Origin of the sequence: Nesterenkonia sandarakina (genome assembly GCF_013410215.1) — a bacterium.
Classification (GTDB): domain Bacteria; phylum Actinomycetota; class Actinomycetes; order Actinomycetales; family Micrococcaceae; genus Nesterenkonia; species Nesterenkonia sandarakina.
This window is the reverse complement of sequence record NZ_JACCFQ010000001.1, coordinates 729,076-746,198: the sequence shown is the minus strand read 5'-3', so window position 1 is coordinate 746,198 and position 17,123 is coordinate 729,076. Positions and strand designations below refer to the sequence as shown.

Here is a 17,123-nt window from a genome sequence, read left to right as displayed (position 1 = left end):
GATGCGAGAAGAAGGAACACAGCTATGCGCAGAACTTCCCTGGCGGTCACTCTGGGCGCGATCCTCGCGCTGACCGTCACCTCCTGCGGCGACACCGCCGAGTCCGACGCCGACGCCGAAGGCGGGGAGGCCAGCGCCGAGGCGCAGAGCCTGGTGCTCTACTCCGGGCGCAATGAGGAACTGATCCAGCCGCTGATCGACACCTTCTCCGAGGAGACCGGCATCGAGGTCGAGGTCCGGTACGGAGACACCGCCGAGCTCGCCGCGCAGATCCTGGAGGAGGGGGAGGGCTCACCCGCCGATGTCTTCCTCGCCCAGGACGCCGGAGCACTCGGAGCCGTGGCCGCCGAGGACCTCTTCGATGAGCTCGACGCCGAGCTTCTCGAGCAGGTGCCCGAGGCCTACCGTGACACCGAGGACCAGTGGGTCGGTCTCTCCGGCCGTGTCCGCACCCTGATCTACAACACCGACACCGTGGATGAGGCTGACCTTCCTGCGAGCGTGGATGAGCTCACCGGCGCCGACTACACCGGCCGGGTCGGAGTCGCCCCCACCAACGCCTCCTTCCAGTCCTTCGTGACCGCGCACCGCGAGATCGAGGGCGAGGAGCAGACCCAGAGCTTCCTCGACGATCTGGCCGCGAACGATCCGCAGATCCGCGAGGGCAACGGTGAGATCGTCACCGACGTCGCCGAGGGTGTCCTCGATATGGGTCTGGTGAACCACTACTACCTCTACAGCCGCGCCAAGGAGCTCGGTGAGGCCCCCGAGGAGCTGAACGTGGCGAACCACCTCTTCAGCGACGGCGACGTCGGCTCGCTGGTCAATGTGGCAGGTGTCGGCGTGCTGAACTCCGAGAACCCCGCCGCCGCCTCTCTGACCGAGTTCATGCTCAGCACCGAGGGTCAGACCTACTTCGCCGAGGAGACCGCGGAGTACCCGCTGATCGAGGGCGTCGACGGGCCCGAGGGCATGCCCAGCCTGGAGGAGCTCGACGCCCCCGAGATCGACCTGAACCAGCTCGATGACCTGGAGACCTCCGTGGAGATGATCGTCGAATCGGGCCTGGTGGGCTGACCCATCTCCCCGCAGCTGCAAGCACCCGCGTGCACCGCCGCACGCTCCGTCTCCGCAGGGAACGGGCGCGTGGCGGTGCCGCTGTGGCTGCGCGCCGCCGCACTCATCGCCACCTCGGTGGCGCTGCTGCCGCTGATCTACCTGATCATCCGGCTGGCCCAGTTCCCGCTGCCGGACTTCCTGGACACCGTGTTCAGCGCGCGCAGCGCCCGACTGGCCTACACCTCTCTCACGCTCACCGGCACCGTCACCGTGGCCTGCCTGGTCCTCGGGGTGGGACTGGCGTTCCTGGTCACCCGCACCCAGCTCCCGGGGCGGCTGATCCTCGGGGTCGCCGCAGCGCTGCCGCTGGCGGTCCCCAGCTACGTCGCCGCCTTCGGCTGGCAGTCCATGAACGCCCTCATCAACCCGGGCACCAGCTTCGAAGGCTTCCTCGCCGCGGCGATCGTGATCACCTCGGTGACCTACCCGTATATCTACCTCCCGGTGGTCGCCGCCCTGGTCTCGGTGGACCCGGCCCAGGAGGAGGCGGCCCGCGCGCTGGGCCGCGGCCCGGTGGACACGTTCTTCCATGTCACCGTCCGGCAGGCCGCCCCGGCGATCACCGCGGGAACCCTGCTCTGCGCGATCTACGTCATCGCCGACTTCGGTGCGGTCTCGATCCTGCGGGTGGACACCTTCACGCGGGCCGTGTTCACCAGCTTCTCGATGGGCTTCGACCGGCTCGGCGGGGTCGCGCTGTCCTCGGTGCTGCTGGTCTTCACGCTGTGCCTGCTGATCCTCGAAGGCCGGGTCCGCCGCACCGGGACCCGGTACTCCACGCTCTCCGGCGAGGGACGCGCCCGCCCGGCTCGTTTCAGCATGGGCCGGTGGGGGCTCCCGATCCTCGCGCTGGCCTGGGCGCCGGTGCTGACCGCGCTGGCGGTCCCGCTCTCCGCCCTGCTGGTCTGGAGCCTGCGCGGGGTCTCCCGGCCCGGGTCGCTGGCCGAGATCGGTTCGGCGCTGCTGAGCTCGCTCTGGGCAGCCGGTCTTGCCGCGCTGGCCACCACCGCGATTGCGATCCCGCTGGCGCTGTGGCTGGCGCGGCGTCCCTCCCGGCTGGCCCGGCTGCTCGAGCGCACCGCCTACCTGGCGCACTCGCTGCCCGGGGTCGTGATCGGACTCTCGGTGGTGATGCTCGGGATCGCCGTGCTCCCGGCGCTCTACCAGAGCATGTGGATGCTGACCCTGGCCTACTGCGCGCTGATGCTGCCATTGGCCCTGGGACCGGTGCTCGCCTCCGCGCTCTCCGCGCCGCCGGAGCTGGAGGAGGCCGCCCAGTCCCTGGGCAGCAGCCCCGGCATGGGCTATCTGCGCGTGACGCTGCCGCTGATGCTGCCCGGGATCCTCTCCGGTGCGCTGCTGGTGCTGCTGACCACGATCAAAGAACTCCCGGCTACCCTGATGCTGCGCCCCACCGGCTTCGACACCCTGGCCACCCGGCTGTGGACCTACACCGGCGGCGAATCCTATGCCGCCGCAGCCCCGTTCGCCGCGCTGCTCGTGCTCCTCGCAGCGGTCCCGGCCTGGATGATGATCTCGCGACTACTCAAGGAGGTCCGATGAACGCCACCGTTCGTGACACCCCTGCCGCTGGCCCCACCCCCGCAGGCACCGCCGCTGCTGGCACCGCCGCTGACGCCGGCGCCACGATGCTCAAAGTCTCGGGCGTCCAGGTGTGCTTCGGCGACCAGCCGGTCCTGCATGAGATCGACCTGAGCGTGCAGACCGGGACGACGACGGCGATCGTCGGCCCCTCCGGCTCGGGCAAGACCTCGCTGCTGCGGGTGATCGCCGGGTTCCTGGTGCCTGAGCGCGGAGCGGTCCGGCTCCACGGCGCCGACGTGACGGCAGTGCCCGCGCACCGGCGCAGCATCGGGCTGGTCGCCCAGGACGGCGCGCTGTTCCCGCACCTCGACGTGGCCGGGAACATCGCGTTCGGACTTCCGCGCGGCACCCCCCGCCGAGAACGGCAGCGCCGGGTCACGGAGCTGCTGGAACTGGTCAGCCTCACCGGAGATCACGCCGCCCGACGCCCGGACCAGCTCTCCGGCGGGCAGCGTCAGCGGGTCGCACTCGCCCGGGCGCTGGCCCGGCAGCCCGAGATGATCCTGCTCGACGAACCGTTCTCCGCCCTGGACGCCGGGCTGCGCGAGAGCACCCGGCAGGCGATCCGCGAGATCCTGCACGTCACCGGGACCACCACCATCCTGGTCACCCACGACCAGGACGAGGCGCTGTCCTTCGCCGATCAGGTCGCAGTGCTCAAGAACGGGCGGCTGCGCCAGATCGGTGCCCCCGAAGAGGTCTACACCCGGCCCTGCGACGTGGAGACCGCCCAGTTCCTCGGCGACGCGGTGCTGCTGCCCGGAGAGCTCCTCAGTCAGCTCCCCGACCCGCTCGGCGCAGGCCACCTGGACCACCAGTCCGGCCAGGCCCGCACGGCCTGGGACGCCGCCACCGCCCTGGGCAGCGTGAACGTGGAACTGGTCTGCCCCAACCTGGACAGCGCCCACCAAACCGTGCGCGGCGCCACAGGTCAGGTGATGCTGCGCCCGGAACAGATCACGCTCAGCGACCACGGTGTGGCAGCCACAGTGCTCAGCTCGCAGTACTTCGGTCACGACACCACCGCCCTGGTGCAGCTCGACGGTGTGGCCTCACCGCTGCGGCTGCGCCGGCTCAACGCGGTCCCGCTGGCCCCGGGCACCCAGGTCCAGCTCACCGTGCAGGGCGCAGGAGTCTTCTACCCGGCCTCCTCCAAGTGCCAGTCCTGCTCGGCCGGGCCCGCCTCGGTGCGGATCAGTTCCCGTCCCGAGGGGGACGCCCTCGTGGGGGCGCACCGGGAATAGCCCCTGAGCGCTGGCCATAATGCGGCTAGTGACGCCTTGCTATACAGCCACAGGATTCCGGCGTATCACTGAAGCATGCGCAAGACCGCGCTCGGCCTGGCACGCTACCCGATGGTTCTCGCCACCGTGGCCGTCGGTCTGCTCGGAGGCGTCCTGGAGATCAGCGGCCAGTCCGACGGCGCGCGCTGGCTGATCTCCGGCTTCGCGGTGCTCATCGCGCTGCTCCAGGCCCGACGGATGATCAAGGATCTGCGCGCCGGAACCTACGGCATCGACCTGCTGGCGATCACCGCCATCGGCTCCACGGTGGCAGTGGGGGAGTACTGGGCCGCCCTGGTGGTCTGCCTGATGCTCTCCGGGGGTGAAGCCCTGGAGGACTACGCCGCCGGCCGCGCCCGTCGGGAGCTGACCGGGCTGCTGGAGAATGCTCCGCACACCGCCCACCGCCTGCAAACCGGCGGCGGACCCGAAGATGTCCCGGTGGAAGCGGTCGAGGTCGGCGACCGACTGCTGGTGCGGCCCTTCGAGGTGGTGCCGGTGGATGGTGTTCTGCTGAGCGCCGCGGCCACCTTCGACGAGTCCTCACTCACCGGAGAGTCCCTGCCGGTGGAACGCACCCGCGGGGAGGAGCTGCTCTCCGGCGCCGTCAACGGCGGTGAGGCCATCGAGGTCCGCGCCGCCGCCAACGCCTCCGAGTCCCAGTACCAACGGATCATCGCCCTGGTGCGCGAGGCGCAGGAGTCCAAGGCGCCCTTCGTCCGACTCGCCGACCGAGTCGCGGTGCCGTTCACCCTGGGTGCGCTGGCGCTCGCCGCCGGGGCCTGGGCGGTCTCCGGGGATCCCTCCCGCGCCGCCGAGGTGCTCGTCGTGGCAACACCCTGCCCGCTGATCATCGCGGCACCGGTGGCCTTCATGGCGGGGATGTCCCGCGCGGCCAGCAACGGCATCATCGTCAAGAGCAGCGGCACCCTGGAGCAGCTGGCCCGGGTGAAGACCGCGGCCTTCGACAAGACCGGCACGCTGACCCACGGCCGGCCCCAGGTCACCGAGGTCCACGCCGTCGGGATCGGCCCAGACCAGATGCTCGCACTGGCCGCCGGAATCGAGCAGTACTCCTCGCACCCGCTGGCCGCCGCGGTGGTCGCGGCCGCCCGGGGCAAGACCACCGGTGTGCCGCGCGCCCAGGACGTCACCGAGGTCCCGGCCAACGGGGTCCGCGGAGTGGTGGCGGGCCGCGCCGTCGTCGTGGGAAGCGGCCGGTTCATCACCGCAGAGACCGGTGAGCGCACCGAGGCGCCGCCGGCGGGTGCCAGCGGCGTGCACGTGGCGGTGGACGGCGCCTACGCCGGGTGCATCGCGCTGGCCGATGAGCTGCGCCTGGAGACCCGGGCCACTATGGCCTCGCTGCGCCGCGCGGGGATCGTAAGCACCGTGATGCTCACCGGCGACGGCGAGCAGGTCGCCCGCCACATCGCGCAGCAGGCAGGCATCGACGACGTCCGCGCAGACCTGCTCCCGCAGGACAAGGTCTCCGCGGTGCAGGCCGCGCAGCCACGTCCGGTGATGATGGTCGGGGATGGGGTCAACGACGCGCCGGTGCTCGCGGTCGCCGACGTCGGGGTCGCGATGGGGGCGCGCGGGTCCAGCGCGGCGAGTGAGTCTGCCGACGTCGTGGTCACCGTCGATGACCTCTCCCGGAGTGCCCGCGCAGTCCAGATCGGGCGGCGCACCATGCGCATCGCCTGGCAGGCGATCTGGCTCGGGGTCGGCATGTCCGTGGGGCTGATGATCTTGGCGGCGGCAGGCCTGCTGCCCGCGATCCTCGGCGCCTGGCTCCAAGAGGTGGTGGACCTGGCCTGCATCGGCTGGGCGCTGCTGGCGATGCGCCCGAGCCAGGCGGAGCAGGCCGAGTCTGCCCGCATGGACCAGGAGCTTCGGGCGGCTCGAGAAGACGCCAGAAAAAAACTTGAGAAATCTGCGTGAGGATCTCCGAGCTGGTGCGTCTTAGCTTGTGACTGACCGGACAGGTCAGCGAGACACCACTGCACAGTGCGCTCCGCAGCGCTCGGCGATGAAGAAGGAGAGAACCATGACTGAGAACACCTCCGCCAACCTGAAGAACGGCCAGAACACCGCCGCCCAGGACCGCAACGGGCAGAGCGCCGAGCTGACCCGCAAGCAGGCCGCGGCCGCCGCGAAGAGCCCGCTGGTCACCGAGTACGGCGCCACCACCGTGGAAGAGACCGTGGTGCAGAAGCTCTCCGGTCTCGCCGCCCGCGAGGTCCCCGGCGTCTACGCCATGGGCAACATCGCGCGCCGCACCTTCGATGCGATCTCCGAGCGGATCCCCGGCTCGCGCACCCAGGTCAGCGGCGGCGTCTCGGTGGAGAAGGGCGAGCGCCAGACGGCGATCGACCTGACCGTGATCGTCGAATACGGCGCCTCCATCGTCGAGGTCGCCGAGAACATCCGTCGCAACGTCATCCGCGCGGTGGAGCACGGCACCGGACTGGAGGTCGTGGAGGTCAACATCAGCGTGGCCGACGTGCACCTCCCCGAAGAGGACGACCAGCCCCGGGATTCCGGTCACGAGCTCGCCTGAGACCCCAGCCGAGCTGGACACCTGCCGTCCATCGAGTGAAAGAGAAAGCACATGAAAGCATCGTATGTAGGACTGTTCACCGGCCTGATCCTGGGCATCGTCGCGATCCTTGAGGGTTTCCTGGCGTTCCTGGGCGTCGCCTTCCTTGGCGGGCTGGGGCTCTTCGTGGGTCTTGTCATCGAAGGTCAGGTGGATCTGAATCGTCTGACCGGAGCAGAACGGTCCCGGCGATGAGTGCCGGCGCTGACACTCGTGGGCGGCTGATCGTCAAGGACGCTGCGGTGCAGAAGACCGCCGCGCACCTTGCCGGGCAGCTCAACGGAGTCTCCGCGACCGAGCGGATGACCATCGCCGGGATCGGCCTGGGCGCCGCACCCCGGGCCCGGCCGAAGACCGAGGTGGAGATCACCGGCGGGGTCGCCAACATCACCGTGCACCTGGCCCTGCCCTACCCGGCCCCTCTGGAGAAGCTCACCGACCACGCCCGGCGCCACATCGGCGCCGAGGTCCAGCGGCTCACCGGGGTCAGCGTGGGATGGGTCGACGTGCGCATCGATCAGCTGCTGGTGGGAACCGGGGAAAGGACGCTGCAATGAGCAACCCGAAGATTCGCCGCAGGCCGAACCGCCGCGTCCCCGCGCTGATCGTCGCGACCCTGATCGTCGCCCTCGGCGCCCTGGGCCTGTGGTGGTCCATCACCGCGGTCGCCGCTGCCCAGCCGCTCGCAGGACTGGATGGTCTCGAGGGGCTCACCTGGGGCGCGATCCCCGTGGTGCTGCTCGCGGGACTGGCAGCCGTGATCGGCGTCGTCCTGCTGGTGCTGGCGCTGAAGCCGGGCCGCGCCGCGGTGGTGGAGATGACGCTTCAGGAGTTCGGCCCAGGCCGGACCACGGTGATCACCACCCGCGGACTGGGGCGGATCGCCGCCGCGGAGGCTGACCGGACAGACGGCACCGTCTCCTCGCGGGCAGACTCCCGGCCCGGCCGGGTTCAGGTCGACGTCGCCACCGTGGCTCCGAACGGACGTGAGGTCCAGGCCCAGCTCACCGGGCGGATCCAGGAGCGGTTCAACGCCCTGGGCCTGCGTCGCAGCCCGCGGGTCACAGTGCGCACGAGCAAGAAGGAGAAGCGATGATCGCCGTATCGAAGGCTCCGAACCGGGCCATCCTGTTCCTGCTGGGACTGGTGCTTCTTCTGGCCAGCGCAGCCGTGCTCGCCACCGCGCTGGGCCTGCTGAGCCAGCTCTTCGGCTCCTGGGACCAGGCGCCCGGACCCAAGGATGCACTGGGAGCCGCAGATGCGCTGCCCGCCTGGCTTCCAGCCGCGGCCCTGACCGTCAGCGCCCTTCTGGTGCTGCTGGGCCTGTGGTGGATCCTCACCGCAGTCCCGCGGTCCGAACGCGCCGGAGAGTTCCAGCTGCACACCGACGGCCGCGAGGGCGTGACCCGGCTGAACACCACGGTGCTTCAGCGCGCTATCGCCGAATCCGCTGAGGCGGTCCCCGGCGTGGTCTCCAGCACCGTTCGGCTGGAGGGCACCGCGAAGGCGCCGGGGCTGCTGATGAAGGTCGAGATCGATGAACGCAGCGACGTCCGGGCCGCCGTGGAGCGGATCCATCGAGACACCTGCGGTGAGCTCGAGCAGTCCCTGCAGGCGCAGCTCAGCGCGGTGCGACTGATCGTAGACCCGGTGCGGCATTCCAGCCGATCCCGCGACGCAGAGGTGGAGATGGCGTCCGGGGCCGGTGGAGGGAACCCGCTGCACTGACCGGGCCAGGCCACAACCGTGGAGAACTAGACGAAGAACACGAAAGGAATCCAGATCATGGGTATCGGAGACAAGATCAGCAACGCCGCAGAGAAGGCGGCCGGCGCGGCCAAGGAAACCGTGGGCAAGGCCACCGGGGACCGTGAGACCCAGGCCGAGGGTGCTGCGCAGAAGCAGAAGGCCGAGATGAAGCAGGCCGGTGAGAAGACCAAGGACGCCGCCAAAGACGTCCGCGACGGCTTCACCAGCTGAAACACCGCTGCCGGCCCCGGAGACCCCCGGGGCCGGCGGCCCGCGCCGGGACCAGGAGGTTCGGGCGCCGCAACAGATCACCTGGAGGTAAGAACCAGCTGTGCACGACCCGTCAGCCGCAGCGCCTGGCACTGCCCAAGACGACCCCGGCCTCCGCGGAACAGACGAGTCCACTCTGGTCCTCCGGGCCCAGGACGGCGACCTGCTGGCCTTCGCGCTGCTCCTGGAGTCCCACGGCCCCCGGATCACCGCCCTGTGTCGGGAGATCCTGCATCATGAGGCCGAAGCAGAACTGATCGTCGAAGAGACGTTCTTGACCGCATGGCGACGCTTGGACGCCCTGCAGCGCCCCGAGGAGTTCCCCGACTGGCTCAGCCGCATGGCCGCCCACCACAGCCTCTTCGTGCTGCGCAAGCAACCTGTCTCACCGGACGCCGGGGACCCGGTCCAGGCGGCGCACACCGCGCTGCTTCGTCTCCCGGTCGAGGAGCATCTGGCGTGGCTGCTCCACGCGGTAGACGGTCAGACACCCGAAGAGATCGCGGAGATCCTCGAGGTGGCTCCGCAACGAGTGCGCGAAAGGATCCGACGAGCGCAGCGAGCCCTCCTCACCGACAGGGAAGGACAGGCATGACGACCAGACCAGTGCCTGAAGAACCAGTGCCCCCGGAACCGGTGCACAACGCCGGACGCCCCGATGGCGAGCCCCGCATCCTGGACGGAGATTCTCGGCTGCGGCAGGTGGTCTTGGACTACCGAGACCGCAGCCTCGGCGATGAGGCCCAGCTTTCACGAGTGAAGTCCCGCGTCATGGAGATCCTCGCCCAAGAGCTCGCCAGAGGTCCCAGCGCCGCCCTGACCACGGCTCTGGGACGCGACTACGCCATGACCCTCTCCGCGCTGCGCGCGCTGGTGCGCGAGGCCGTGGACGAGGAACCCGGCGTGTACGCCCGCCGAGTTCATCTGGGCAGCATCGACGCTGCCCAGATGACACTAGACCTTCGGGTGACGATGACGCTCTCTGCGTCCACCGTCATCCCCGACCTACAGGACCGGCTGCGCACCAGCATCGCGGAGCGTCTCCGCGACGCCGTGGGTCTGCGCACCGGCACCATCGATCTGATCGCGGAGGACATCCATGATGACTGACCCTGCACCGACCTCGCTCGAGGCTCTCTCGGCGTCGATCGTCGACGCCGTCTCGGACCTTCCCGGGGTGGACCGTCTGGTGCCCAGCTTCAAGGAAGCGCTCACGGCCTCGACCAAAGAGTTCTTCGGGGCCGGCGACTCCCAGGCCCGGGTCGTCGACATCGTCACCGAAGACGATCAGACGCAGGTCTTCATCGACCTCTACACCGACGGCTCACGACCCGCCGGTGATGTTGTCGACGACATCCACCGGGCGGTGCACGGAATCCTCGACGCCGATTCACCCAGTGGGGAGTCAGCCAGTACGGATTCGACCGGCGCGGATTCGACCGGCGCGGATTCGACCGGTGCGGATGCGCCGCACCCCGGGACGCCCGGCAGCTTCACCCTGCGGGTACGCGTCCTGGGGGTGACCAGAGGCCCGGCGTCCTGAGTCGAGGCTCTGGCACCTCGGGTCCTGGGACCGGGTTCTTGGCCTGGTTGAGGATCTGCTCCCGGGCCAGCCGAGTGATCCATCCGGACCCGCTGGTCTGCGCCGGGTCGAAGGAGGCGCACTGTGCCCAGATCTGCGCGAACACGCCCCGCAGCGCGCGCTCCGCGGCAGCCTTCTCGGGCAGCGCCTTGCGCAGGATCAGCAGCAGGATTCTGCCGTGGTCCCGGTAGAGCTGAACGAAGGACTGCTCGTCCCCGGCCTGGATCTTCACCAGCAGCTCCGCGCACCGGTCCGCCGGGTCCTGGCGCAGGCTCTGCGCGGAATCCAGGTGATCTTCTGGCATGACGTCACCCAAGGGAGTCTCCGGTGGGTCTCGGCGACGGGGTCAGTTCAGTCGCAGCGGGGTGGCTGCGGGTGAGGTCTCAGCGCCGGGCAGCGCAGGGGAAACCGGGTCGCCGGTCATGCCAGGTCGCAGCCGGGCGCGCAGAAGCATCAGTCCTTTGACCATCAGTGCAGTCGCTGCGATGAGCAGCAGCGGCATTGCGAAGGCGTTGATGGTGTAGATGAGAGCCAGGTCCATGAGGACTCCTCGAAGAAGGTGCTCCGCTTCAGCGGCGGGGCGGAGGATGAAGTGGGAGAAGGCGTTGTCAGCACGCCTTGGGAAGGTGCCTAGGAGGCTGGAGCGAAGGAGAAGTGCAGGTCTCTGGAGGTGAACGCCTCACCCAGCATGCGCTCGATGTTGGGGACCACGCCGTGGGTGATCAGTTCCATGACCGAGGAGGACTCGGATCCTGGCACCAGGGCGCACTGCAGGTGGAAGACGAGGTCCCCGGCGGTGCCGGAGATCTCCACGATTGCGCTGTCCACGTGCTGGTGGGCCATCAGCCCCGTCGACGCGGCCTTGGCCATCTGGCTGTACCGCTGATCCGGCAGCTCCGGCAGCGAGTGTGCGGCCTCCGCGGCGCGTGCCAGCTCTGCATCGGCGGTGTCTGGCACGGCTGAGACGGCGGCGGTGGAGGTTCTGAGGGGCGTGGCGGGGGCTGGGTGGTTCATCGTGCTCTCCTGGGTGACGAGGCGGCTGCCGGACGTCCACTGATCCCACAAGAGCTGAGCGGGTCGATGTCGTCGCATATCTGTTCCCTCTGAAAACTGTTCAACAGGTAACAGTTAGAAGATATAACGGTTAGACGGACTTACGCAAGCGGGTAGACTAGTCAGTGACTTAAGGAGGCACACGTGAAATCTAGGACTTCCGGCGCCACCAACACCGCGTCAAGACTCCAGGCGCCTATCGCAGACGCCGCAGGACCGGACCGCAGCGCCGCCCCCGGTGGAGACCCCGGGGACGGCTACTGGTACGGACGCAACGAGGAAACCTTCTCCTCCATCGACCTGCTGAATCTGCTGCGGGAGTACCGCGAGGCCGAGAAGAAGATGCGCGCCCGCACCCGCGACTCCATGCGGATGGGGGAGACGGATCTGGTGGCCCTGCGTTTCCTGGTCCGGGAGCGCTCCGCCGAACGCACCCCGCGCCAGCGTGATCTGGCGGAGGCGCTCGGCCTCACCGCAGCCGCGACCAGCGTGCTGGTGGACCGGCTGAGCCGCGACGGCTACGTCCGCCGGATCCCGCATCCAGATGACCGGCGCTCGGTGGCGATCGAGGTCCTGGGCGAGACGGATCGTGAGGTCAAGGCCACTCTGAGCGGCATGCACGCGAGGATGATCTCGGTGACCGAGGCGCTCAGCGAGCAGGAGCGCGCCGGGGCTGCGAAGTTCCTGCGCGCCCTGACGGAGAGCGTGAACGACCCCTCCGCAGACCCCCGCTGACGTCGCGCCGGGCCTGAAGCCGCGCCGCCCCTGAAGTCAGCGCCGGCGCTGAGGGGCGGATCAGGAGCTGTAGCGCCCGGTGAGCAGCACGCCGCCGCCGTCGACGCCCTTGGCGCCCTGGACGAAGTCCAGACCGGCCTGGGCCACCCGTGACTCGTCGGCGCTGTAGGCGCTGACCTCACCCATCACCCAGGCGCTCTGCCCGGCTGCGTTGAGCATGGACACGGCGTCCTCGGCCCGTTCCGCAGCGACCACGGCGATCATGCCCACGCCCAGGTTCAGCGTGCGCTCCAGATCGGCCTGCGGGACCGAGCCGAGCCGCGCGATCAGGGAGAACACGGCGGGCCAGGACCAGGTGGAGCGGTCCACGGTCGCCATCAGTCCAGCCGGCAGCACGCGCGCCAGGTTGGCCGCGAGACCGCCGCCGGTGACATGGCTGAAGCCGCGGACCGGAGCCTCCGGGGAGACCTCGGTCTCGGCCGGATCCCCGTTGAGTGCGGTGACCAGGTCCAGGCAGGGCGTGGTGTAGAGCCGGGTCGGTTCCAGCAGCTCCTCACCCAGCGTCCGGCCGAACTCCTCGACCTCGCGCTCATAGTCCCAGCCGGCGGAGGAGATCACCCGGCGGACCAGCGAGTAGCCGTTGGAATGGACGCCGGAAGAAGCCATGCCGATGATCACATCCCCGGCGCGCACCCGCTCCGGGCCCAGCACGGCGGAGGCGTCGACCACGCCGGTGGCGGCACCGGCGACGTCGTACTCCTCCGGCTCCAGCAGCCCGGGGTGCTCGGCGGTCTCCCCGCCGACCAGCGCGGTGCCGGTCTCCGCGGCGGCCTTGGCGATGCCGGAGACCACCGCGGCGATCCGGGCCGGCTCCACCTTCCCGGTGGCGATGTAGTCGGTCATGAACAGCGGCTTGGCGCCCATCACCACGATGTCATCGACCACCATGCCCACCAGGTCGAAGCCGATGGTGTCGTGGATGTCCATGGCCTGGGCGATGGCCACCTTGGTGCCCACCCCATCGGTGGAGGTGGCCAGCAGCGGCCGCGGCAGCCGCTTGAGCTCAGAGGCGTCGTAGAGCCCTGCAAAGCCGCCCACCCCGCCCATCACCTGCGGGGTGTGCGTGGCCTCGATATGGGCCTTCATCAGCTCGACCGCGCGGTCCCCGGCTTCAACGTCGACTCCGGCGGAGGCATAGGTGATCGGAGCGCCGGAAGCTGATGCGGCGCTGGTGTTCTGTGCAGTCACTTCTTGGCCTCCGCGAGGGGGATCTCGTCGATGTCGAATTCGGCGTCCGGACCGGGGTCACAGCCGCCACCGGGGTTCTGCGTGGAACCGGCGTCTGTGGCCGAGGGTGTCTCCAGCAGCATCTTTCCGCGCCGACTCTCCGGCGGCAGCTTGATCGGGTAGACCCCGGAGAAGCATGCGGTGCACAGGGTGGAGCGCGGCTGCTGGGTGGCCGCGATCATCCCGTCCTCGGAGATGTAGGCCAGCGAGTCCGCTCCCACTGCCTGAGTGATCTCCTCCATGGTGGCGCCGTTGGCGATCAGCTCCGCGCGGGAGGCGAAGTCGATGCCGTAGAAGCAGGGCCACTGCACCGGCGGCGAGGAGATCTTCACATGGATCTCGGCGGCACCGGCCTCCCGCAGCATCCGCACGATGGCGCGCTGGGTGTTCCCACGCACGATCGAGTCATCGACCACCACCACGCGCTTGCCGCGCACCACGTGATCCTGGACGTTGAGCTTGAGCCGGATCCCGAGCTGGCGCAGCGTCTGCGAGGGCTGGATGAAGGTCCGGCCCACATAGGCGTTCTTGATGAACCCCTGCGCGAAGGGCAGCCCGGAGGCCTCGGCGTAGCCCACCGCCGCCGGGGTGCCGGATTCCGGGACCGGGATCACGATGTCGGCGTCGTGGGTGTCCTCGCGGGCCAGCTGGCGGCCCATCTCGACCCGGGACTCGTAGACCGAGCGGCCGTTGATGTTCGCGTCCGGGCGGGCCAGGTAGACGTATTCGAAGACGCAGCGCGCCGGAGTGGCGGCGGCGAAGTGGTGCGAGCGCACGCCGTCGGAGTCGATCGCGATCAGCTCACCGGGCTCGATCTCCCGGATCACCGAGGCGCCCACGGTGGCCAGTGCGGACTGTTCCGAGGCGACCACCCAGCCGCTGGCCAGGCGGCCCAGCACCAGCGGGCGCACTCCGTGCGGGTCTCGGGCGGCGTAGAGCGTGTTCTCGTTCATGAACACCAGGCAGAACGCGCCTTCCAGGGTGGGCAGCAGCGCCATCGCCTGAGCTTCGAGGCTGTCTCCGGGCTGATCCTTGAGCAGTGCGGTGACCAGGGCGGTGTCGGTGGTGTTGCCCTGGTTGAGCTCGCCGAAATCGGCGCGCCCGTGGCGTTCGATGATCCGCTCGCGCAGATCTGCGGAGTTCGTCAGGTTGCCGTTGTGGCCCAGCGCCACGGTCCCGTGTGGGGTGTCCCCGAGGGTGGGCTGGGCGTTGGACCACTGGCTGGCTCCGGTGGTGGAGTAGCGGCAGTGACCCACCGCGATGTGCCCGGTCAGTGAGTTCAGCGTGGACTCGTCGAAGACCTGAGAGACCAGGCCGATGTCCTTATACACCCGGATGCTCTTGCCGTCGGAGGCCGCGATCCCGGCCGATTCCTGACCGCGGTGCTGCAGGGCGTAGAGCCCGTAGTAGGCCAGCTTGGAGACTTCCTCCCCTGGCGCCCAGACGCCGAAGACCCCGCACTCATCCTGGGGCAGCGGGTCCTCGTCGAGCAGATTGAAATTCAACCGACCATCATTCCGGGTCATGCGCAGGAGTCCTCTCTGCAGAGTCGATCTTCTGCAGGTCATAAGTGCGGGTGCGCTTGCGTGAGCGCCAGTCGATGAACAGCCAGGTCACAGCGCCCAGGGCGAGCCCGGGCATCGCGAAGGCCACGATGAGATAGCCCAGCGAGCCGCGCAGCGAGTAGTCATCGGCGGGGCCGGTGACCAGCACCACGACGACGGCGGCCAGCACGGCCGCAACCACGCCGGCGATCAGGAACGGGCTCAGTCGCGGGGTGGGGCGGACGGTCACCTGCCGAGGCTGCGGCTCGCCCGTCTGCTCACGTGATGACATGTCCTCCATGCTACCGGCCCTGCCTGGGTGCCGGCTCTGCCCGTCCCAGCCCCTGGGTCAGCCTCGCGCCAGCACCTGGGTCAGCCTCGGGTCAGCGGCAGCAGCGCCGAGAGGTCCGCGCGGGTGCCGGAGGCGGAGATCCGCCCCTGGGATCGCGCGCTCTGCCAGTCCGTGACCCCGGTGGCCAGCTCCAGCCAGTCCTGCGGGGCCAGCTCGACGACGTTCGGGGGAGTGCCGCGGGAGTGGGAGAGCCCTTCGACGCACTGGGTCACCCCGAAGGGCGGGACTCGGACCTCCACGGAGTTCCCAGGCGCGGTCTCGGCCAGCTCTTCGAGGAAGTACCGCACAGCAGTGGCCACGGTCCGGCGCTCGGAGTCTCCAGACTCCCAAGCGCGGACCGCGGCCATGCCGTCGTCGGCGGTGATGCGACGTCGTGCCATGTTCAGCGGCTCGTCATCCGGCGATCTTCACCAGACGCTTGTTCACGAACTCCGCCATGCCGTAGGGGCCCAGCTCGCGGCCCACACCGGAGCGCTTCACGCCGCCGAAGGGAAGCTCCGCGGAGGTTCCTGGAGGCTGATTCACGAAGACCATCCCGGTCTGGATCCGCTCTCCCACGCGCTGGGCGCGTGCTTCATCGGTGGAGTAGACCGATGCGGAGAGACCGTACTGGGTGTCGTTCGCCAGACGGATGGCCTCCTCCTCGTCGGCGACCTTGTAGACCATCGCCACGGGCCCGAAGAGCTCCTCGCCATAGGCGCGCATCTCCGGGGTGATGTCGGTCAGCAGCGTGGGCTGGTACCAGGCGCCGCCGCGCTCATCGAAGTCCCCGCCCATGTGCAGGGTCGCGCCCTGCTTCACGGTGTCCTGGACCTGCTCGTGCAGGTCCTCGGCTGCGGAGACCGAGGACATCGGACCGATGAAGGCCTCCTCGGAGAGCGGATCGCGCAGCTCGATCTTGCCCAGGGACTCGCGGAACGCCTCCATGAACTCGTCGTAGAACTCCTCGAGCACGATCACCCGCTTGGCGGCGTTGCAGGCCTGTCCGGCATTGGCCATCCGGCCGGAGACGGCGCCCTTGACGGCCTTGGGCAGGATCTCGCGATCGAGCACCAGCAGCGGGTCGTTGCCGCCGAGCTCGAGGACGACCTTCTTGAGGTTCTCCCCCGCGGTGGCGGCGACCTTGGTGCCGGCCCGCTCGGACCCGGTCAGCGAGACGCCCTGGACCCGGGGGTCCGGGATGACGATCTCAGCGATCTGCTGGCTGGAGACGTAGACATTGGTGTAGGCGTTCGTCGGGAAGCCGGCGTCGTGGAAGATCTCCTCGATCGCGGCCGCAGACTCAGGGCACTGGGAGGCGTGCTTGAGCAGGATGGTGTTGCCGATCATCAGGTTCGGCGCGGCGAACCGTGCCACCTGGTAGTACGGGAAGTTCCAGGGCATGATGCCCAGCAGCACGCCCACGGGCTCGCTCTGCATGAAGGCGCGCCCGTCGGGGGCGTCGGTGATCTCCTCGTCCTGCAGGAACTCGGCGCCGTGATCGGCGTAGTAGTTGAAGATCGAGATCACGATGTCCAGCTCGGAACGCGCCTGCTTGACCGGCTTGCCCATCTCGCGGGTGATGATCTCGGCGAGCTTGTCCTTGCGCTCCTCGTAGAGCTCCGCGGCGCGGCGCAGCAGCTGCGCGCGCTCGGAGAGCTCGGACTCGGACCAGGAGGTGAAAGTCTCAGCGGTGCGGTCCAGGGACTCGCGCAGCTGATCGTCGGTGAGGGTGGCGAACTCCGCCTCGACCTCTCCGGTGGCTGGGTTGGTGACTTTGTAGTCGGCCATGGGAATCTCTGCCTCGCTTTTCAGTGGTCGATCGGTGACCTGCCCGCCGAAGCGGCGGACTCCTCGACGCTATGGTCCCGACCCGGTTGACACAAGCCGATGCGGCGCTGGGGCGGGCAGTTCACCGATGCGCGAAATGCACCCGAGGTGCGGAATAAAAACCCGGGTTGGT

At 69.2% G+C, this 17,123-nt stretch carries 22 protein-coding genes; 14 read left to right on the top strand and 8 right to left on the bottom strand.

The window, feature by feature from the left end; genetic code table 11:
• Nucleotides 1-24 precede the first annotated feature (24 nt).
• The 13 genes from HNR11_RS03530 to HNR11_RS03470 all read left to right on the top strand — a co-directional run bounded on the left by HNR11_RS03530 (nt 25) and on the right by HNR11_RS03470 (nt 10,171).
• A complete protein-coding gene (locus HNR11_RS03530) occupies nt 25-1,077 on the top strand; it encodes an iron ABC transporter substrate-binding protein (protein ID WP_179441156.1) in 1,053 nt (350 codons plus the stop codon).
• Between the two features lie 69 nt (nt 1,078-1,146).
• Nucleotides 1,147-2,682, top strand: coding sequence for an ABC transporter permease subunit (locus HNR11_RS03525; RefSeq protein WP_179441155.1), 1,536 nt, complete (start codon nt 1,147-1,149; stop codon nt 2,680-2,682).
• On the top strand, nt 2,679-3,968 hold the full coding sequence (locus HNR11_RS03520; RefSeq protein WP_218849642.1) for an ABC transporter ATP-binding protein: 1,290 nt from the start codon (nt 2,679-2,681) through the stop codon (nt 3,966-3,968). The genes HNR11_RS03525 and HNR11_RS03520 overlap by 4 nt, the downstream gene beginning before the upstream one ends.
• 75 nt (nt 3,969-4,043) lie before the next feature.
• The gene (locus HNR11_RS03515; RefSeq protein WP_179441154.1) at nt 4,044-5,951 is read left to right on the top strand and encodes a heavy metal translocating P-type ATPase; all 1,908 of its coding nucleotides are present in this window, start codon (nt 4,044-4,046) and stop codon (nt 5,949-5,951) included.
• A gap of 106 nt (nt 5,952-6,057) precedes the next feature.
• The gene (locus HNR11_RS03510) at nt 6,058-6,570 is read left to right on the top strand and encodes an Asp23/Gls24 family envelope stress response protein (protein WP_179441153.1); all 513 of its coding nucleotides are present in this window, start codon (nt 6,058-6,060) and stop codon (nt 6,568-6,570) included.
• Between the two features lie 51 nt (nt 6,571-6,621).
• Nucleotides 6,622-6,804, top strand: a complete 183-nt coding sequence (locus tag HNR11_RS03505; RefSeq protein ID WP_179441152.1) for a hypothetical protein — start codon at nt 6,622-6,624, stop codon at nt 6,802-6,804.
• Nucleotides 6,801-7,166 (top strand): Asp23/Gls24 family envelope stress response protein, encoded by a 366-nt coding sequence (locus HNR11_RS03500; protein ID WP_179441151.1) that lies wholly within the window; start codon nt 6,801-6,803, stop codon nt 7,164-7,166. Before HNR11_RS03505 ends, HNR11_RS03500 begins: the two co-directional genes overlap by 4 nt.
• Nucleotides 7,163-7,705 carry a DUF6286 domain-containing protein gene (locus HNR11_RS03495; protein WP_179441150.1) on the top strand — a complete coding sequence of 181 codons (543 nt, stop codon included), beginning with the start codon at nt 7,163-7,165 and terminating at the stop codon, nt 7,703-7,705. The genes HNR11_RS03500 and HNR11_RS03495 overlap by 4 nt, the downstream gene beginning before the upstream one ends.
• Nucleotides 7,702-8,337: an alkaline shock response membrane anchor protein AmaP gene (gene amaP / locus HNR11_RS03490; protein WP_179441149.1), complete on the top strand. Its 636-nt coding sequence runs from the start codon at nt 7,702-7,704 to the stop codon at nt 8,335-8,337. The genes HNR11_RS03495 and amaP overlap by 4 nt, the downstream gene beginning before the upstream one ends.
• Nucleotides 8,338-8,394: 57 nt before the next feature.
• Complete coding sequence (locus tag HNR11_RS03485; protein WP_179441148.1) at nt 8,395-8,589, top strand: CsbD family protein; 195 nt, start codon at nt 8,395-8,397, stop codon at nt 8,587-8,589.
• A 100-nt stretch (nt 8,590-8,689) separates the two neighbouring features.
• Nucleotides 8,690-9,223: a sigma factor-like helix-turn-helix DNA-binding protein gene (locus tag HNR11_RS03480; protein ID WP_179441147.1), complete on the top strand. Its 534-nt coding sequence runs from the start codon at nt 8,690-8,692 to the stop codon at nt 9,221-9,223.
• Nucleotides 9,220-9,738 (top strand): Asp23/Gls24 family envelope stress response protein, encoded by a 519-nt coding sequence (locus tag HNR11_RS03475; protein WP_179441146.1) that lies wholly within the window; start codon nt 9,220-9,222, stop codon nt 9,736-9,738. The genes HNR11_RS03480 and HNR11_RS03475 overlap by 4 nt, the downstream gene beginning before the upstream one ends.
• On the top strand, nt 9,731-10,171 hold the full coding sequence (locus HNR11_RS03470) for a hypothetical protein (RefSeq protein ID WP_179441145.1): 441 nt from the start codon (nt 9,731-9,733) through the stop codon (nt 10,169-10,171). Before HNR11_RS03475 ends, HNR11_RS03470 begins: the two co-directional genes overlap by 8 nt.
• Here the strand turns inward: HNR11_RS03470 and HNR11_RS03465 are convergent.
• From HNR11_RS03465 to HNR11_RS03455, 3 genes are all read right to left on the bottom strand, one after another.
• Nucleotides 10,122-10,514 carry a sigma factor gene (locus tag HNR11_RS03465; protein WP_179441144.1) on the bottom strand — a complete coding sequence of 131 codons (393 nt, stop codon included), beginning with the start codon at nt 10,512-10,514 and terminating at the stop codon, nt 10,122-10,124. The two genes, HNR11_RS03470 and HNR11_RS03465, sit on opposite strands and share 50 nt — an antisense overlap.
• Nucleotides 10,515-10,556: 42 nt before the next feature.
• The gene (locus HNR11_RS03460) at nt 10,557-10,751 is read right to left on the bottom strand and encodes a hypothetical protein (protein WP_179441143.1); all 195 of its coding nucleotides are present in this window, start codon (nt 10,749-10,751) and stop codon (nt 10,557-10,559) included.
• An 89-nt stretch (nt 10,752-10,840) separates the two neighbouring features.
• Nucleotides 10,841-11,224 (bottom strand): hypothetical protein, encoded by a 384-nt coding sequence (locus HNR11_RS03455; RefSeq protein WP_179441142.1) that lies wholly within the window; start codon nt 11,222-11,224, stop codon nt 10,841-10,843.
• 183 nt (nt 11,225-11,407) lie between these two features.
• Here HNR11_RS03455 and HNR11_RS14230 point away from each other — a divergent pair, with 183 nt between their 5' ends.
• Entirely contained in the window at nt 11,408-11,998 is a 591-nt protein-coding gene (locus tag HNR11_RS14230) for a MarR family winged helix-turn-helix transcriptional regulator (protein WP_343050572.1), read from the top strand.
• A 60-nt stretch (nt 11,999-12,058) separates the two neighbouring features.
• On the opposite strand, the gene purM is transcribed toward HNR11_RS14230, so the two are convergent.
• From purM to HNR11_RS03425, 5 genes are all read right to left on the bottom strand, one after another.
• Entirely contained in the window at nt 12,059-13,246 is a 1,188-nt protein-coding gene (gene purM, locus HNR11_RS03445; protein WP_179441141.1) for a phosphoribosylformylglycinamidine cyclo-ligase, read from the bottom strand.
• Nucleotides 13,243-14,811 (bottom strand): amidophosphoribosyltransferase, encoded by a 1,569-nt coding sequence (purF, locus tag HNR11_RS03440; protein ID WP_179441140.1) that lies wholly within the window; start codon nt 14,809-14,811, stop codon nt 13,243-13,245. Before purF ends, purM begins: the two co-directional genes overlap by 4 nt.
• The gene (locus tag HNR11_RS03435; protein ID WP_179441139.1) at nt 14,798-15,121 is read right to left on the bottom strand and encodes a hypothetical protein; all 324 of its coding nucleotides are present in this window, start codon (nt 15,119-15,121) and stop codon (nt 14,798-14,800) included. Before HNR11_RS03435 ends, purF begins: the two co-directional genes overlap by 14 nt.
• 80 nt (nt 15,122-15,201) lie before the next feature.
• A complete protein-coding gene (locus HNR11_RS03430) occupies nt 15,202-15,561 on the bottom strand; it encodes a sterol carrier family protein (RefSeq protein WP_179441138.1) in 360 nt (119 codons plus the stop codon).
• A gap of 13 nt (nt 15,562-15,574) precedes the next feature.
• Nucleotides 15,575-16,951: an NAD-dependent succinate-semialdehyde dehydrogenase gene (locus HNR11_RS03425; RefSeq protein WP_179441137.1), complete on the bottom strand. Its 1,377-nt coding sequence runs from the start codon at nt 16,949-16,951 to the stop codon at nt 15,575-15,577.
• Nucleotides 16,952-17,123 lie beyond the last annotated feature (172 nt).

Coding starts and splice junctions, on each gene's coding strand:
- HNR11_RS03455 (WP_179441142.1), bottom strand. CDS start 11,224: ATGAACCACCCAGCCCCCGCCACGCCCCTCAGAACCTCCACCGCCGCC.
- HNR11_RS03510 (WP_179441153.1), top strand. CDS start 6,058: ATGACTGAGAACACCTCCGCCAACCTGAAGAACGGCCAGAACACCGCC.
- HNR11_RS03460 (WP_179441143.1), bottom strand. CDS start 10,751: ATGGACCTGGCTCTCATCTACACCATCAACGCCTTCGCAATGCCGCTG.
- HNR11_RS03475 (WP_179441146.1), top strand. CDS start 9,220: ATGACGACCAGACCAGTGCCTGAAGAACCAGTGCCCCCGGAACCGGTG.
- HNR11_RS03515 (WP_179441154.1), top strand. CDS start 4,044: ATGCGCAAGACCGCGCTCGGCCTGGCACGCTACCCGATGGTTCTCGCC.
- HNR11_RS03435 (WP_179441139.1), bottom strand. CDS start 15,121: ATGTCATCACGTGAGCAGACGGGCGAGCCGCAGCCTCGGCAGGTGACC.
- HNR11_RS03470 (WP_179441145.1), top strand. CDS start 9,731: ATGACTGACCCTGCACCGACCTCGCTCGAGGCTCTCTCGGCGTCGATC.
- HNR11_RS03425 (WP_179441137.1), bottom strand. CDS start 16,951: ATGGCCGACTACAAAGTCACCAACCCAGCCACCGGAGAGGTCGAGGCG.
- HNR11_RS03495 (WP_179441150.1), top strand. CDS start 7,163: ATGAGCAACCCGAAGATTCGCCGCAGGCCGAACCGCCGCGTCCCCGCG.
- HNR11_RS03465 (WP_179441144.1), bottom strand. CDS start 10,514: ATGCCAGAAGATCACCTGGATTCCGCGCAGAGCCTGCGCCAGGACCCG.
- amaP (WP_179441149.1), top strand. CDS start 7,702: ATGATCGCCGTATCGAAGGCTCCGAACCGGGCCATCCTGTTCCTGCTG.
- purF (WP_179441140.1), bottom strand. CDS start 14,811: ATGACCCGGAATGATGGTCGGTTGAATTTCAATCTGCTCGACGAGGAC.
- HNR11_RS03430 (WP_179441138.1), bottom strand. CDS start 15,561: ATGGCACGACGTCGCATCACCGCCGACGACGGCATGGCCGCGGTCCGC.
- HNR11_RS03500 (WP_179441151.1), top strand. CDS start 6,801: ATGAGTGCCGGCGCTGACACTCGTGGGCGGCTGATCGTCAAGGACGCT.
- HNR11_RS03520 (WP_218849642.1), top strand. CDS start 2,679: ATGAACGCCACCGTTCGTGACACCCCTGCCGCTGGCCCCACCCCCGCA.
- HNR11_RS03485 (WP_179441148.1), top strand. CDS start 8,395: ATGGGTATCGGAGACAAGATCAGCAACGCCGCAGAGAAGGCGGCCGGC.
- HNR11_RS03505 (WP_179441152.1), top strand. CDS start 6,622: ATGAAAGCATCGTATGTAGGACTGTTCACCGGCCTGATCCTGGGCATC.
- HNR11_RS03530 (WP_179441156.1), top strand. CDS start 25: ATGCGCAGAACTTCCCTGGCGGTCACTCTGGGCGCGATCCTCGCGCTG.